The 15,463-nt window shown below is 67.8% G+C and carries 14 protein-coding genes; 7 read left to right on the top strand and 7 right to left on the bottom strand.

Going from position 1 to position 15,463, the window contains the following annotated elements:
* The first annotated feature begins 78 nt into the window (after window positions 1-78).
* A complete protein-coding gene (locus JVH1_RS19835; RefSeq protein ID WP_009476441.1) occupies window positions 79-366 on the top strand; it encodes a CD225/dispanin family protein in 288 nt (95 codons plus the stop codon).
* Here JVH1_RS19835 and JVH1_RS19830 read toward each other — a convergent pair.
* From JVH1_RS19830 to JVH1_RS19820, 3 genes are all read right to left on the bottom strand, one after another.
* Entirely contained in the window at window positions 363-1,967 is a 1,605-nt protein-coding gene (locus JVH1_RS19830; RefSeq protein ID WP_009476442.1) for a glycosyltransferase family 87 protein, read from the bottom strand. The genes JVH1_RS19835 and JVH1_RS19830 overlap by 4 nt on opposite strands.
* A gap of 22 nt (window positions 1,968-1,989) precedes the next feature.
* Window positions 1,990-4,266 carry a transglycosylase domain-containing protein gene (locus tag JVH1_RS19825; protein WP_009476443.1) on the bottom strand — a complete coding sequence of 759 codons (2,277 nt, stop codon included), beginning with the start codon at window positions 4,264-4,266 and terminating at the stop codon, window positions 1,990-1,992.
* A gap of 399 nt (window positions 4,267-4,665) precedes the next feature.
* Window positions 4,666-5,097, bottom strand: a complete 432-nt coding sequence (locus JVH1_RS19820; RefSeq protein WP_029539769.1) for a DUF5318 domain-containing protein — start codon at window positions 5,095-5,097, stop codon at window positions 4,666-4,668.
* 88 nt (window positions 5,098-5,185) lie between these two features.
* On the opposite strand from JVH1_RS19820, the gene JVH1_RS19815 reads away from it, so the two are divergent.
* The 6 genes from JVH1_RS19815 to JVH1_RS19790 all read left to right on the top strand — a co-directional run bounded on the left by JVH1_RS19815 (window position 5,186) and on the right by JVH1_RS19790 (window position 10,946).
* On the top strand, window positions 5,186-6,040 hold the full coding sequence (locus JVH1_RS19815; protein ID WP_009476445.1) for a DUF1707 domain-containing protein: 855 nt from the start codon (window positions 5,186-5,188) through the stop codon (window positions 6,038-6,040).
* A gap of 15 nt (window positions 6,041-6,055) precedes the next feature.
* Window positions 6,056-6,880 carry a DUF1707 domain-containing protein gene (locus JVH1_RS19810; RefSeq protein ID WP_009476446.1) on the top strand — a complete coding sequence of 275 codons (825 nt, stop codon included), beginning with the start codon at window positions 6,056-6,058 and terminating at the stop codon, window positions 6,878-6,880.
* A 7-nt stretch (window positions 6,881-6,887) separates the two neighbouring features.
* A complete protein-coding gene (locus tag JVH1_RS19805) occupies window positions 6,888-7,679 on the top strand; it encodes a DUF1707 domain-containing protein (RefSeq protein WP_009476447.1) in 792 nt (263 codons plus the stop codon).
* 246 nt (window positions 7,680-7,925) lie between these two features.
* Window positions 7,926-8,483, top strand: a complete 558-nt coding sequence (locus JVH1_RS19800) for a PadR family transcriptional regulator (protein ID WP_005264441.1) — start codon at window positions 7,926-7,928, stop codon at window positions 8,481-8,483.
* Window positions 8,476-9,561, top strand: a complete 1,086-nt coding sequence (locus tag JVH1_RS19795) for an inositol-3-phosphate synthase (protein ID WP_009476448.1) — start codon at window positions 8,476-8,478, stop codon at window positions 9,559-9,561. The genes JVH1_RS19800 and JVH1_RS19795 overlap by 8 nt, the downstream gene beginning before the upstream one ends.
* 134 nt (window positions 9,562-9,695) lie before the next feature.
* Window positions 9,696-10,946, top strand: coding sequence for a hypothetical protein (locus JVH1_RS19790; RefSeq protein ID WP_009476449.1), 1,251 nt, complete (start codon window positions 9,696-9,698; stop codon window positions 10,944-10,946).
* On the opposite strand, the gene JVH1_RS19785 is transcribed toward JVH1_RS19790, so the two are convergent.
* The 4 genes from JVH1_RS19785 to JVH1_RS19770 form a co-directional block, all read right to left on the bottom strand.
* Window positions 10,943-13,165: a transglycosylase domain-containing protein gene (locus JVH1_RS19785; RefSeq protein WP_043780133.1), complete on the bottom strand. Its 2,223-nt coding sequence runs from the start codon at window positions 13,163-13,165 to the stop codon at window positions 10,943-10,945. The two genes, JVH1_RS19790 and JVH1_RS19785, sit on opposite strands and share 4 nt — an antisense overlap.
* A gap of 132 nt (window positions 13,166-13,297) precedes the next feature.
* Window positions 13,298-13,489, bottom strand: a complete 192-nt coding sequence (locus tag JVH1_RS19780) for a hypothetical protein (protein WP_005249641.1) — start codon at window positions 13,487-13,489, stop codon at window positions 13,298-13,300.
* 33 nt (window positions 13,490-13,522) lie between these two features.
* The gene (locus tag JVH1_RS19775; RefSeq protein ID WP_005249640.1) at window positions 13,523-14,416 is read right to left on the bottom strand and encodes a carbohydrate ABC transporter permease; all 894 of its coding nucleotides are present in this window, start codon (window positions 14,414-14,416) and stop codon (window positions 13,523-13,525) included.
* Window positions 14,413-15,462 (bottom strand): carbohydrate ABC transporter permease, encoded by a 1,050-nt coding sequence (locus JVH1_RS19770; protein ID WP_005570354.1) that lies wholly within the window; start codon window positions 15,460-15,462, stop codon window positions 14,413-14,415. The genes JVH1_RS19775 and JVH1_RS19770 overlap by 4 nt, the downstream gene beginning before the upstream one ends.
* Window position 15,463 lies beyond the last annotated feature (1 nt).

Here is a 15,463-nt window from a genome sequence, read left to right as displayed (position 1 = left end):
TGCACAGTCGGGAATCTCGACGGTCTATACTCCACCTCGTCGCCCACGGTCGTGGGCTCCACCACGGGGAGGCAACGCATGACGTCGCAGCAGCAGGACACCTCGGCGGACCACAGCGGGCCGCTGGCACCGCCGCCCGCCAGCAGTCTGCCGCTCGCCATTGTTGCGATCATCGCGTTCGTGCCGTTCGGCATCGTCGCACTGCTGCGCTCGCTCACCGTCCACCGACTGTGGGAGCGCGGCGAATACGACCTTTCGGTGCGCGCCGCCGCCGACGCCCGACAGTGGTCGATCCGCGCGATCGCCCTCGGCCTGTCGATCGCGGTGTTCGCGGTCGGGGCGGCGCTGGTGCTGTCGAAGCCCTAAACGCTGTGAGCGGGAGCCGTTTCTACCGGCGGCCGTGGCCGTAGCCAGGCGGGTAGCCACTGCGGCTGCGCATCGGGCGCCTGGTCGAGCACGCCGCCCGCAGGATCGTCGATGAAGCCGTACCGCACGAGGTCCTCGCCGGGCCGGTAGATCTGGCGGATGATCAGCGCGCAGATGACCACGACCGCAATGTCGCGGACCACCACCGCGGCGGTGAACCACTGCTCGGGGAGTCCCTTGTCGGCCACGCCGAGGTAGTAGAACATCCGCGGCACCCACACCAGCGCGTCGATCGTCATCCAGGCCAGCAGGATCCGCCGGTGCGGGAAGGCGAGCACGGCCAGCGGGACGAGCCACAGCGAATACTGCGGGCTCCACACCTTGTTGGTGAGCAGGAAACCCGCGACCAGCAGGAAACACAGTTGGGTCAGTCGCGGCCGTCGCGGCGCCGTCAGCGCGATGTACCCGATCCCGACGCACACGAGGGCGAACAGCAGGAACGACACCGCGTTGAGGACGGTGGGCGCCTGACCGGCCGACAGGATCCCGTCGAATCCGGTCCAGCCCGTGAACGACGAGATGACGTTGTAGACGGAGTCCGGGTCGGCGCCGCGTTCGGAGTTGAGCCGGAAGAATTCGGCCCAGCCGCGTGGGAACAGCAGGGCGATCGGCAGATTGACCGTCAGCCAAGCGCCGATACCGGTCAGCGCCGTCACCGACCACTCACGGACCTTGCCCGTGCGCAGGCACAGCACCAGCAGAGGCCCGAGGAGGAGCAGCGGATACAGCTTGGCGGCACCACCGAGGCCGAGCAGGATCCCGGCGAGCACCGGCCGTTTCCGCGACCACGCCAGCAGCCCACCCGCCGCGAAAGCCGTTGCGAGGGGATCGAAATTCGTGAACGCGTGCACGATCACCAGCGGGGACACGGCGATCAGCGCGGCGTCCCAGATGCGGCGTCCGGCCAGAAGCGCACTCGCCCAGACGGTGACCAGCCACGCCAGCGCCAGACCGAGCGCGACGACGTTGAAATAGATCGCGACCTGCAGCGCACCGGGCAGCCAGTGCACCGCGTCCCACGACTTCGCGATCGTCATCGCGCCGTACTGGTAGAGCCCGGAGATCACCGGGTACTCCATGTAGCGGCGCTGGGTCTGGCCGTTGCCGGCGTCTTCCTCCCACCACTTCTTGTAGGGGAAGGCGCCCTCGTTCAACCGTTCCGCGCCATACAGCGGGACCGTGTCCGAGTAGCACATGGCGACGTACTGCCGGCTGCCACTCCAGTCGAGCCCGAGCGCGCCGTTCTCGCCGACCGGCGCCTGCTGGATGCACGGCGCCTTCGCGAACCAGCCGAGCGCGAGAAACACGATCGCCAGCAACAGAATGGCGCGCATCGGCGTGAAGAACCGGCTGCGCCCGACAACCGCATGCCGTCCGACCGGACCACCGATCACCCCGGAGAGGTCGGCGGTCAGCGGATCGGTGCGCCCGGGAAGGTCCCGCCAATCCGCGGAACGCCGATCCTTCGCCAGCGGCGCGGGCGAGACGAATCCCGTCTCACCCGCGTCGCTGAAGGCGTGCGCGTCAGGGTTGTCGGCCACTCCGCGAGGCTACCGGTCGCCGTTAACGGGCCGGAACCTGCTGCTGGGCGTTGCCATTACCGGCGTTCGGCGGCGTCGTCGTCTCCGGTTCCGCCGGAACCGCCGGGGCCGCGGTGGTGGGCCTCGGTGCCAGACCCGGAATCGGGATGGTGATCCCGGGCAGGATCTCGACCGGCGACGGCGTCACGACCACCGGCGGCACGAGCTCCGTCGGCAGCTGGAACGTGCTCGTCGGCGGCGCCGATGTCTTGGTCGGTGCCGGTGCCGAATAGGCCGGGATACCCGACTGGCCACCGATCGCACCCGGCTTCGGGAACTTCTCGACGTCGGTGCCCGCGAGGGCGCCGTCCATCGTGTCCTTCCAGATGTCGGACGGCAGACCGGAACCGTAGATCATGGCGCCGCTGCTGTTCTCCAGCGCCTGACCGTCCGTGGTGCCCACCCACACCGCCGTGGACAGCGACGGGGTGTATCCGACCATCCAGGCGTCCTTGTTCTTGCCGGTGTCACCGAGCTGCGCGGTACCCGTCTTGGCCGCCGACGGGCGTCCGCCCGCCAGGTTGTGGCCGCGCGAGTACCCGGCGATGGGTTCCATCGCCGACGTCACGTTGTCGGCGACGTCCTTGTCGATGCGGTCCTCACCGGTGTCACCGCCACGGTCGAGCAGGACCGTTCCGTCGGCGCTGACGACCTTCTGCACGAAGTGCGGCGGGTGGTACGTACCCGAGGCGGCCAACGTGGCGTACGACGACGCCATGTCGAGGACCCTCGACTGGTACTGGCCGAGCACGATGCCGTTGTTCGGACCGCTGCCGTCGGGCTCGGTCAGCGAAGGCCCGACACCGGGGATCTCCTTCGGGATACCCGCCTTGTGGGCCATGTCGGCGATCGCCTGCGGTCCACCGTCGAGTTCGAGCTCCTGACGGTAAAAGCTGGTGTTCAGCGAACGCTTCAACGCCTCGGCGATGGTGCAGGTGCCGCAGCCCTCGCCTTCGACGTTGCTGATGGTGATGCCGTTGACCGTGAGCTCCGAGCTGTCGTACATCTGTGACAGCGGGATGCCCTGATCCAGGGCCGCGGCGAGACCGAACACCTTGAACGACGAACCGGTCTGCAGTCCGGCGTTCGCGAAGTCGTACCCCCCGCCGTCCTCGCCGCCGTAGTACGCGCGCACCGCGCCGGTCTTCGGGTCGACCGACACGACACCGGTACGCAGGTTCTCCGGCTCACCCTCCATGTTGGAGCGCGCCGAATCCACCGCCGCCGCCTGGGCGACCGGGTCGATCGTCGTGGTGATCTCGAGGCCCTCGGTGTTGAGCAGCTGCTCGCTGATCCCCGCCTCACCCAGCTCACGCAGAACCTGGTTCTTGATCAGGCCCTCCGGTCCGGAGTCCTGGTTGCCGTTGTCGACCTGCGCGATCGGCACGTACGGCGGATACTGCATCACCGACCGGGCCGACTGCTCCAGCGTTCCCGCCGACACCATGCCGTCGAGCACGTAGTTCCAGCGCGCCTGAGCACCCTCCGGGTTGGTCTCCGGATCGAGCAGCGACGGCAGCTGGATCGACGACGCCAGCACCGCGCTCTCCTCGACCGTCAACTGGTCGACGGGCTTGTTGAAGTACGCCTTCGACGCGGCCGCGATGCCATACGCACCACGCCCGAAGTAGATGGTGTTCAGGTACGCGGCGAGGATGTCGTCCTTGGACCACTCGCGGGCCATCTTCGACGAGATGACGAGTTCCTTCATCTTTCGCGTCAGCGAACGCTCTGAACCGACCATCGTCTTCTTCACGTACTGCTGCGTGATGGTCGAGCCACCGCCGGCGCTGTCCTTGCCCAGGACGTTGTCGCGGGCGGCACGCGCGAACCCACCGATCGAGAAGCCGGGGTTCGAGTAGAAGTCCCGGTCCTCGGCAGCGAGCACCGCGTCACGGGTGTGCTTCGGGATCTGGTCGAGCGTCACCTCGGTGCGGTTGCCCTCCGGCGGCACGACCTTGCTCAGCACCGACGTTCCGTCGGACGCGTAGATCGTGGCCACCTGGTTGGTCTTGAGGTCGCCGGGCCGCGGGACGTCCTGGACGACGTATGCCGCCATGAACAGCAGGATCGGGATGATCAGCCCCATCGCGACGCACGCGTACGCCGTCCGGCGCACGATCTTCCACCGCGACTTCTTCACAGCCGTCTTCTTTCCACCCTTCGGCGGTTCGCCACCGCGGCCGCCGCCGGTCTTGCGACCGTTCGACGGCGGAGGTCCCGGCGGGCGCCCACCGGGACCCGACTGGTTACGCGCCACTGGGGGCGCACCTGCAGGACGGCCGGGCGGCGGGCCCGGACGACGCGGCGGGGGACCCGGCGGACGCCCACCACCCTGCGGCGGCGGACCGGGACGACGAGGCGGCGGGCCGGGGGGACGGCCACCACCCTGCGGGGGCGGAGGCGGCATCCGACGCGGCGGCGAGCCGCCCGATCGGCCCGGCGGGGGCCCACCCGCAGGCTGTCCGCCGCGGGGTGGTGGACCTCCGGGGCGTCCCTGTGGCGGGGGGCCACTCGGTCGTCTCGGTCCGTTCGGTCGATCACCCGGGGCGTTGCTGCGGGGGGAACTCACGTACAAATCTCCAGTGGTTGTGGACCGGCTTCAGTCCTGCGTTACGTCTGTGGGCACTCTTCTGCCCGCGTCCGTGTTCGGGCGTGTCTACTCGCTCGCGGTACGACGGCTCGGAGGCCGCGGCCGTGGCGACGAACGCCTGGGCCGTTTCGGTTCGGGCACGGTACCGAGAACATAGGACTGGACCAAATGGTTCCAGCTGCAAGTCCGGCACACCTCGACCACGTGAACCGAGAACTCCTCCTGAGTGGACGCGAGACGCACCAACTCCTCGGCCGTACGAGCCGAACCCGACACCGGGCCCAACTTGTCACCGAAGACCCAGGAGACCAGAGTCAACTGCTCCTTACGGCAGATCGGGCACACCACATCACTGCCCTTGCCGTGGAACTTTGCGGCACGAAGCAGGTAGGGGCTGGCGTCACACACCTCTGTGACACCCGTCCTGCCCGAGTAGACCTCGGCCAGGAGTGACCGGCGCTGAAGCGCATAGTCCACCACCTGCCGCTGTATCCGCACGGAGACCAGAGTACGTGCGTCGCGTCCGGAGAGAAGGGGTCGGTCGAGTGACACTGGTCAAACACGGTTGCCGCACTACGATGCCGGTGTGGCCTCAGGACCGTCCTCGCAGACTCGCGCACGTGACCTCGATCGGGTCAACGCATGCAGCCAGCTCGACGCCGCGTACGCCGACGGGCAGCTCGGCGCCGACGAGTACCACGACCGCACCGCCCAGGCCATGTCGGCGAAGACCCTCGCCGAGCTGAACCTGCTGATCAGTGACCTGCAACTGCCGTCGTCGATCACCGCACAGGCACCTGTCGGGACAGCGGGTTCACCCCGCCGGGCGCTGCGGATCGCGGTCGCGTGCGGTGCGGTGATCGCGGTCGGCGCGGTCGGTCTCGCGCTCACCGAGCAGGACGGCCCGGACCCCGTCACCCCACCGGTCCCGGTGCAGATCGACAAGCCACTGGCCCAGCCGGAGGTCGAGGTGCCCGCGGTCGAACCGATCATCGTGGGCCAGGCGCAGCCCCTCACCCAGGACGGGATCTACGCCCTCTTCGAGCAGTACCGGCAGAAGTTCGGCGACCTCACCGTCCACGAACTGGGCTTGTACGACGAGTACGCGATCCTGTCGCGGACCGCCCCGGACGCGCCCGACAAGGTCGATCGGTACGACTTCCGCGGCGGGTTCAAGACGTCGGGGATCCGCACGCAGCGCCTCCCCGGAACCGGCGAGGTCGACCTCGCGCAAGTAAACGTGCCGGCACTCGTCGCGCTCATCGCCGACGCACCCCGGCTGGTCGGAGCCCCGGACGGCACCATCGGGCACGTTCTCCTCGCCGACGGCGGCAAGGGACCGACGATCAACGTGTACGTCTACGACAAGCAACAGACCGGCGGGGGCTACCTGCGGGCGACGCTCGGCGGAGACGTATGGCAGGTGAATCCCGCGAACTAGCTCTAAGATCCACCCGTGGCCAGCCGATACCCACCGAACACGCGGGCACGCGACGTCGATCGAGCCAACACGTCCGCATTTCTCGACGCCGCGTTCGGCGACGGCCAGATCAACGAGGCAGAACACCGCGCGATGTCCGAACTCGCCGCGGAGGCGCGCACCCTCGCCGACCTCGAGGTCCTGGTCAGTGACCTGCAGCGACCCGCCGACGCACCACCGGACGCACGGCCCCCACGCGACACCGCCAAGCACTGGTTCCCGGCGGCCGTCGCCGTCGCCGCAGTGGTGGCGGCCGTCGGCGCCTTCACGCTCGTCGACAGCGACGACGCGCAGGCCACCGTGACCCCCGTCGCGCAGCAGGTCGATTTCGACTCCGTCCAACCGCTGGTCGTCCCGACGCCGAATCCCGTCACCCCCGAGGGCATGAAGGTGTTCCTCGACCGGTACCTCGCCAGGTTCGGCGACCTGATCGTCGACGACCTCACCCTCTACGAGGGCGGCCACGCCGGCCTCGAACGCGCGCTGCCCCTCGAACCGAACCGGATGGTGAGCTACGACTACCGCGGCGGCTTCACGCCGTCGGGAACCCCGACCACCCGGAAGGTCGACACACCCGTGTTCGACCTGTCGACGCTGAACCTCGACAAGATCGGCGGAACGGTCGTGGGTGCCCCGGTGAGTCTGGGCGTCCCCGACGGAGAAGTCAGCCACATCTCGTTCGAGGCCGACGGCGACGGCCCCACCGTGTCGATCTACGTGACCAACGAATTCAGCGAGAGCGGACACATGGAACTCGCCCCGTCCGGTGAACCACTGAGCGTCTACCCCTTCGGCCGATAGGACGCAGATGCCCAGGACCACACTCGCCGGTATCCGCGCACGCGACTCCGACCGCGCCGACGCCTGCGGGATGCTCGACGCGGCGCTCGCCGACGGGCAACTGTCCGCGGAGGAGCACGCGTCCCGCACCTCCACGGCAATGCGGGCGAAGACGTTCGACGAACTCGGCCGCCTCGTCGGCGACCTGCAGATCCCCAGCCGCCTCGCGGCCAGCCCCGTCGTGTCCCCGCGACGCCGCAGATCGTCGCGGCGGTGGGTGTACGCCGCGGTCCTCGTCGTCGCCGCGGCCGCCGTCGGCGGCATCGCCGGGGCCGTCGCGAACAGCGAACTCGGCCCGTCGAAGTCGGTGCCGAACCTGACCACCGGCGCCGGCCTGCACTTCTTCCTCGACGAGTACCGCGCCGAATACGGCGACACCGTCGCCGACGAACTCGGCCTCTACCCGGCCCACGCCGTCTTCGACCGGCCGGCCGTCGGTAACGCGCGGCAATCCGACTCCTACCTCTACGACGGCGAATTCGACGACTGGGGCAGCTCGTCCACCCGATCCGACGACGAGAAGTCCTTCGACCTCGGCACCGTCGACCAGGTCGCGATCGCAGGACTGCTCGCCGGGGCACCTGAAACCCTGCACGTCCCCGACGGCGCGGTGGAGATCGTGTCCTTCCGGTACGAACCCGGGTCCGACGACGGACCGCCGACCATCTCCATCCACGTGAAGAACGCCGCCGGCCACACCGGACACATGGTCGTCGGATTCGACGGCGAACCGTTCGACATCTACCCCTACGAGGGCTGAGCGTCCGGGGTCGTGCCGGCGGGTGCCACCGGCCGCCGGCCACCAGGCGTCCCCGGCGCCCGATGACATCCGTTCAGTCAGACGGCACCGGTGTGACATTCGGCGACGCGGCCGGCCACCCGGACCTGTGTTAAAAACCTGTGACGGCTTGTCTCATGTATCGAGCGCGCGTATCCTCCTATATATCGGTGCGATATAGTTTTGAATCGCATCACACGGTTAGGTCGGGCGACTCAGGGGGTGGACGTGCTCGAATTGGCAATTCTCGGGCTGCTCCACGAGTCACCCATGCACGGATACGAGCTGCGCAAACGGTTGACGGGACTGCTGGGTGCATTTCGCGCCTTTTCGTACGGTTCCCTCTACCCGACGCTCCGACGCATGCAGGCAGACGGTTTGATCGCCGAGGACGCAGGCCCTCCGGGGACCGTCAAACGTCGCGCCCGCCGCGTCTACCAGCTCACGCCGATCGGCAAGGAGCGGTTCAAGGAACTGGTCGCCGACACGGGTCCGCAGAACTACACCGATGACGGATTCGGCGTTCATCTCGCCTTCTTCAGCCGCACTCCCGCAGAGGCGCGGATGCGGATTCTCGAAGGCAGACGACGCCAGGTCGAGGAGCGTCGTGAGGCGCTTCGAGACGCGATCGGAAAAGCGAGCGGCACGCTGGATCGCTACACCAAGCAGCTCCACCAGCTCGGTCTCGAATCCAGTGAGCGTGAAGTGCGTTGGCTCAACGAGCTGATCGCCGCCGAGCAATCGACAGCAACACCTAAGAAAAAAGGAGAACCCGACCATGGGTGAGAACAGCACCGCGGTGCGCGTGGCCATTGTGGGCGTGGGGAACTGTGCCTCGTCCTTGGTTCAGGGCGTGCAGTACTACAAGGACGCCGACGAGACGGCGACCGTTCCCGGCCTCATGCACGTCAAGTTCGGCAAGTACCACGTGCGCGACGTCCAGTTCGTCGCCGCGTTCGACGTCGACGCCAAGAAGGTCGGATTCGACCTGTCCGAGGCCATCTTCGCCAGCGAGAACAACACCATCAAGATCGCCGACGTCCCGCCGGCCGACGTTCCGGTGTTGCGCGGCCCCACCCTCGACGGCATCGGCAAGTACTACGCCGAGACCATCGAGATCTCCGAGGCCGAGCCCGTCGACGTCGTCAAGGCTCTGAAGGACGCCAAGGTCGACGTGCTGGTCTCGTACCTGCCCGTGGGTTCCGAGGACGCCGACAAGTTCTACGCCCAGTGCGCCATCGACGCGGATGTCGCGTTCGTCAACGCTCTGCCCGTGTTCATCGCTTCCGACCCCGAGTGGGCTGCGAAGTTCAAGGACGCCGGCGTCCCGATCGTCGGTGACGACATCAAGTCGCAGGTCGGCGCCACCATCACCCACCGCGTGATGGCGAAGCTCTTCGAAGACCGCGGCGTGCAGCTCGACCGCACGATGCAGCTGAACGTCGGCGGCAACATGGACTTCAAGAACATGCTCGAGCGTGACCGCCTGGAGTCGAAGAAGATCTCCAAGACGCAGGCCGTGACGTCGAACCTGACCCGCGACCTCGGTCCGGGCAACGTACACATCGGCCCGTCGGATCACGTCGGCTGGCTCGACGACCGCAAGTGGGCGTACGTCCGCCTCGAGGGTCGCGCCTTCGGTGACGTTCCACTGAACCTGGAGTACAAGCTCGAGGTCTGGGACTCCCCGAACTCGGCCGGCATCATCATCGACGCCGTCCGCGCAGCCAAGATCGCCAAGGACCGCGGCATCGGTGGACCCGTCTACCCGGCGTCCGCGTACCTGATGAAGTCCCCGCCGGTCCAGATGGCGGACGACAAGGCTCGCACCGAGCTCGAGGCGTTCATCATCGACGCGGAGTAATCCGCGCAGCAGCTCCCGGGCGAATGCACCTTTCGTCGTCTTCACGGCGATGAAAGGTGCATTCGCCTTTGTGTTCGATTTCTTGTCAGACCCTCCCTCTACGGTGACACCCAGGATTCATCGAGGGAGGCGTGATGTCCGACAACACTTTCGATCGAGAGATCGACGACGCCTGGACCGAGCTCCAGGACCGTCTGACCGGGTACGTGCACGCTATGGAGGACGACGACGAACTGGTGCTGCAGTCGCAGTACGACAGCGTCGACGACGGCCTCGTCGAGACCGCCGCGTGCGTGCGGTTCTTCGCATGGGCCGGCGACAAGGTGCGGTGCGAGGTGCCGTCCAACCGCTTCCTGCACCCGGCGCGGGCACTCACCGCCGAGGAGCACGATCGGCTGATCGAGCTCGGCTGGAACCGCCCCGACCTGTGCGAGCACGTCGACGAGGGCAACGGTTCCGCGTCGTACTACCTCGACGCCGACCGGGAGGACGCCCACCTGCTGGCGTCGATGACGGTCACCGTGTTCCGGGAGATCTGGGACCTTCTGCATCCCTCGTTCCTGAAGGCGATCACCGGTGGCCGAGGCGAGACCCCGGAGTTCGGCTCTGCTGACGTCCCGGCCCAGCTACGCGACGGCGCCGGTTTGCGCGACCGTGTCGATGCCGCGGTCGAATCGATGCTCGAGCAGGCACCGGGCAAGGACGCGGACGGCGACATCCTCGTGTGGGTCGGCGACCTCCCGACGTATGTGCGGGTGATCGAGGAGGACGCTCGCGTCGAAGTGTTCGCCCGCGTGGTCCACACGATCAGCGATCGCACACGCACCGCGGAGGCGCTCGCCGACCTCAATCGCCAGTGGCCCGACATCAAGTTCCTGCTCATCGTCGACAACGTGGTCGCCGTCATGCGCGTCGACGGGTCACCGTTCGTCGCGGATCATCTGGTGTCGGTGTTCCGGATGTTCGAGCGTTTCGTGGACACCGTCGACGACGCGTTCGCCGAAAAGCTCGGTGGCAAACTCAATTCCACACCCGGCGCCACGTCCTCGTACGCCGAGCACGAGTGCGAGGACGATTTCCCCGCCGCGCTCGTGACCCTGATCCACCTCGACTCCGAGAGCGGGCTCGACCCGGACGACGTGGCCGAGATCTGCGGACGCGACCGCGACACCATCCTCGAGTTCCTCCGGCTCTGCACCGAGCAGGAGTTCGAGTGGCGCCACAACGCGGAACTCGCCCGCGACGAGGAGCCCGAAGAGGCCGACATGTGCGAGGACGAGGCGAGGGCCTGGGCCAAGACGAAGGAAAGCCTCCGCGCCGCGCTGCGGGTTGTGGTGCTGCCGAACAGGACTCCGCCGCGCGGCGGGATTCAGAACCTCGGCTAACCGGGCAGCGGGATGATGACGCCCGGGAGGATTTCGATCTGGGTCGGCGCCGGGACGGGTGCGGGCACCGGCGGGACGGGCGGGACCGGGACGGCCGCCGGGGGCGGAACCTCGACGGGCGCGGGGGTGGGGGCACCGGGCGGCGGGACTACCCCGCTGGTGCCGGTTCCCGTTCCGTCGCCGCTGGTTTGGCCGGACCACGTAGGCACCCCGGCTTGGCCGCCGATAGGGTCGGGCCACGGGAAGTCTTCCCAATCGGTGTCTTCGAGGGCGCCGTCCATCGTGTCTTTCCAGATGTCGGACGGCAGACCCGAACCGTAGACCAGTCCGCCCCAGCTGTTGTTGATGGCGGTGGCGTCGGCCTTGCCGATCCACACCGCCGTCGCCAGCGACGGCGTGTAACCGACCATCCAGGCGTCCTTGTTCTCGCCGGTGTCCCCGAGCTGAGCCGTCCCGGTCTTCGCCGCGGACGGGCGTCCCCCCGCGAGGGCGTGGCCCCGCGAGTAGGAGGCGATCGGCATCAGTGCCTGGCTGATGTTGTCGGCCACCGCGGCATCGAGCCGACGCTCACCCGGGCTCGGCGCACGGTCCAGGAGCACGACGCCGTCGGCGGTCACGACCCGCTGCACGAAGTACGGCTGGTGGTAGATGCCCGACGCCGCGAGCGTCGCGTACGCGGACGCCATGTCGATCGGCCGCGACAGGTACTGGCCGAGAACGATGCCGCCCTCGGGTTCGCCGCCGTTCTCGCTGAGCGTCTTGCCCTGCACCCCGGGGATGAACTCCGGGATCCCCGCCTTGTGGGCGGCGTCGGCGATGGCCTGCGGACCGTTGTCCAGCGACATCATCAACCGGTAGAAGCTCGTGTTCAGCGACCGCTTCGTCGCCTCGGCGATGGTGCACGTGCCACAGGACTCGCCCTCGACGTTGCCGATCTGCACGCTGCCGACCGTCAGCGGAGCACTGCTGAAGCGGGCGGAGAGGGGGATGCCCTGCTCCAGCGCGGCGGCCAGGCCGAACACCTTGAACGACGACCCCGTCTGCAACGGCGCCTGGGCGTAGTCGAAGCCGGCGCCGTCCTCGCCGCCGTAGTACGCGCGCACACCGCCGGTGCGGGGATCGATCGACACGACCGCGGTCCGCAACCCCGGATCCTCCCCTTCGAGGTTGTCGTGGACGGCGTCGATCGCGGACTGCTGCGCCCGCGGGTCGATCGTGGTGGTGATCTGCAGACCCTCGGTGTTGAGGGTCTGCTCGGAGATCCCCGCATCCGACAGCTCGCGCAGCACCTGGTTGCGGATCAGGCCGTCGGGGCCCGGCGCGGAGTTGGCGTCGGTGGGGCGGTTGGACGGCGCGGTGATCGGGAATTCCGCTGCACTGCGGTCCTGCTGACCGAGCACGCCCATCGCGACCATGCCGTCGAGGACGTAGTTCCACCGGGCCTGCAGCTGGTCGAGGTTGGCCTCGGGGTCGAGGTAGGACGGGCTCTGGATCACGGAGGCGAGCACCGCGCCCTCGGCCACCGACAGGTCGCCGACCGGCTTGTCGAAGTAGGCGCGCGACGCCGCCTCGATGCCGTACGCGCCGCGGCCGAAGTAGATGGTGTTCAGATAGGCGGCGAGGATCTCGTCCTTGGACCACTCGCGGGCCATCTTGGTGGAGATCACGAGTTCCCGCATCTTGCGGTACACGTTCCGGTCCGCGCCGACCAGCACGTTCTTGACGTACTGCTGTGTGATCGTCGACCCGCCGCCCGCGCTGTCCTTGCCGAGGACGTTGTCGCGGGCGGCACGCATGAAGCCGGTGACGGAGAAGCCGGGGTTGGAGTAGAAGTTGCGGTCCTCCGCCGACAGGACGGCGTCGCGGACGTGCTGGGGAATGGCGTCGAGCGCGATCTCGGTGCGGTTGCCCTCGGGCGGGATCACCTTGGTCAGCTCGGTGGTGCCGTCGGCGGCGAAGACGGTGGCCACCTGGTTGGTCTTCATGTCCGATGGGCGCGGGACCTCGGCGCGGACGTAACTGACCAGGAAGACGACGAGCGGGATGACCAGCAGCAATGCGATCACGACCAGGCTCACCCGGCGGACCGTGCGCCACCGGTTGCGCTTCTTCGTCCCGTCCGGTGATGGAGTGGTCGTGTCAGCCGAACCGTCGTCTACGGGCGGTGTACCCCCCGGTTCGGAGGCATGGTTGCCCGTCGCGTCGTTGCCAGAACTCACTTCCACCCTCCCGGTCAGTTATCCGGTCACGGAGGATCATCGCACCCACCGGTACGTATGTTATGTGAAGGGCCTCGAGTGTGACGCGCGCCGCGCTAACGCTCAGCAAATATCCATACCGACCGTACTGTTTCAGCGCACCCGATTCCGGGCTACGATCGCCAGCCCCGACAGCACCAGGCAGCCGAGCAACACCAGCGCGGGGGTGACGCCGGGGTCGCCGCGGACGACCTCGACGACCGCGGCGATGAACGCCATCACCGTGAAGAACCCGAGGATGCCGATCAGAACCTCGAGCCGCTGCCGCTTCGCCACCGGATGCATGACCGACACCTTTCCCCTCGCTCCGCTCGACCGTTAACTCTTCACGCCGCCGGCCGTCAGGCCCGACACGATGCGACGCTGGAACAGCAGCACCATGATCACCAGCGGAATGGTGACGATCGTGCCCGCCGCCATGATCGCCGCGTATGGCACGACGTGCGGGTCGTTGCCGGAGAACCGGGCGATCGCGACCGTGACCGGTTCGGTGGCGTCGCTGGAGAGCTGGCTGGCGAGCAGGTACTCGTTGACGGTCGCGATGAACGCGAGGATGGCGGTGGTGAACAGGGCGGGCGCCGCGAGCGGCAACATCACCAGCCGGAACGCCTGACCGCGGCTGGCGCCGTCGATCCGGGCCGCCTCCTCGAGCTCCCAGGGGAGTTCCTTGAAGAACGACGTCAGCGTGTAGATGGTGAGCGGCAGGACGAACGAGATGTTCGGGATGATCATCGCCTGGTAGGTGCCGATCCAGCCGATGTTCGTGAACAGCTGGAACAGCGGGGTGACGAGGGCGACGACGGGGAACATCGACGCGCCGAGCACGATGCCGACCACCACGTACTTGAACCGGAACTCGATGCGGGCCAGCGCGTAGGCGGTGAAGATGCCGACGGCGAGGGCGACAACGGTGGTGATTCCGCCGATGATCATGCTGTTGACGACGGCCCGGGTGAAGTTGTTGCCGCTGCTCGTCGACAGGGCGTTCTGGAAGTTCTCGAGCGTGACGTGCGTGGGCCAGGGTGTGGTGTCGAACGTGTAGTCGGGGTCGCGGAACGCCGTCACCATCATCCAGTAGAACGGGGCGAGCCCCCAGACGAGGATGATCGCGACACCGATGTAGATGCGGGAGTTCTTGAAAGCGAACCGCTTCGGACGGTTGCGGCGGACGGGCCTGCTCGGGAGTTCGAGCTCCGGGGCGCGATGGGTCACGACTTCGGCCCCTTTCGCTGGGCTTCCTGAGTCTCGACGGCGTTGGCGCCGAGGAACTTCACGAGGACGAACGCCACCGCGAAGATCAGGAGGAACGTGATGGTGGAGAGTGCGGACGCGCTGTTGAACCCTTGCCGCACCTGGTCGACCACGAGGATCGACACCGTCGTGGTGGCCGGGTTGCCGCCGGTCAGGATGGCAGGGAGGTCGTACATGCGCAGGGCGTCCATCGTGCGGAACAGGATCGCGACCATCAGCGCCGGCTTCACCAGCGGGAGCGTGATCTGCCGGAACCGCTGCCACGCGGAGGCGCCGTCGACCCGCGCCGCCTCGTACACGTCCTGCGGGATCATCTGCAGGCCGGCGAGGATCAGCAGGGCCATGAAGGGTGTGGTCTTCCAGACATCCGAGATGATCACCGCGAATCGCGCGGGCCACGCGTCCGACGTCCATAGGATCTCGGTGCCGAGGAGGCGGTTGGCGATGCCGTCGTAGGCGAAGATGAAGTACCAGAGCTTGGCGGTGACCGCGGTCGGGATGGCCCACGGGATCAGGACCGCCGCACGCAGCAGGGCGCGGCCCTTGAACGTCTTGCCCATGATGATCGCCATCCACAGGCCGATCGCGACCTCGAGGCCCACCGTGACGACGGTGAAGAACGCGGTGTTCCCGACGGCCGACCAGAACTGCGAGCCGAGCGTGCCGGGCGGGCACGCCACGGCCACCCCGCTCGGGGAGGTGCACTGCTGCAGAATCCAGTGTGTGTAGTTGGTGAACCCGGCCCAGCCGCCCTCGACGAACATGCCGGTCGACGGATCGAGTCCCGCGTCCTTCTGGAACGACATCACCACTGCCCGGATCACCGGGTAGCCGATGACGACGGCCAGCACGGCCAGCGTCGGGACGACGAACAGCCACGCGCGGCGACTGCTCAGCCCAAAGCGTCGCCTGTTCTCGCTCTTCTCACGCGAACCGCGGCCGGGGTCGTTATCCCCGGCCGCGGGACGGGCCGGCGCTCCACTGGTGGTCCCAGTCGGAACGGCCATG

This window comes from Rhodococcus sp. JVH1 (assembly GCF_000280725.2).
GTDB classification, from domain to species: Bacteria; Actinomycetota; Actinomycetes; order Mycobacteriales; family Mycobacteriaceae; genus Rhodococcus_F; species Rhodococcus_F jostii_A.
Note: the sequence above shows the minus strand (reverse complement) of the source record. Positions and strands in the feature narration are given on the sequence as shown.

Coding starts and splice junctions, on each gene's coding strand:
- JVH1_RS19835 (WP_009476441.1), top strand. CDS start 79: ATGACGTCGCAGCAGCAGGACACCTCGGCGGACCACAGCGGGCCGCTG.
- JVH1_RS19805 (WP_009476447.1), top strand. CDS start 6,888: ATGCCCAGGACCACACTCGCCGGTATCCGCGCACGCGACTCCGACCGC.
- JVH1_RS19795 (WP_009476448.1), top strand. CDS start 8,476: ATGGGTGAGAACAGCACCGCGGTGCGCGTGGCCATTGTGGGCGTGGGG.
- JVH1_RS19790 (WP_009476449.1), top strand. CDS start 9,696: ATGTCCGACAACACTTTCGATCGAGAGATCGACGACGCCTGGACCGAG.
- JVH1_RS19780 (WP_005249641.1), bottom strand. CDS start 13,489: ATGCATCCGGTGGCGAAGCGGCAGCGGCTCGAGGTTCTGATCGGCATC.
- JVH1_RS19770 (WP_005570354.1), bottom strand. CDS start 15,462: ATGGCCGTTCCGACTGGGACCACCAGTGGAGCGCCGGCCCGTCCCGCG.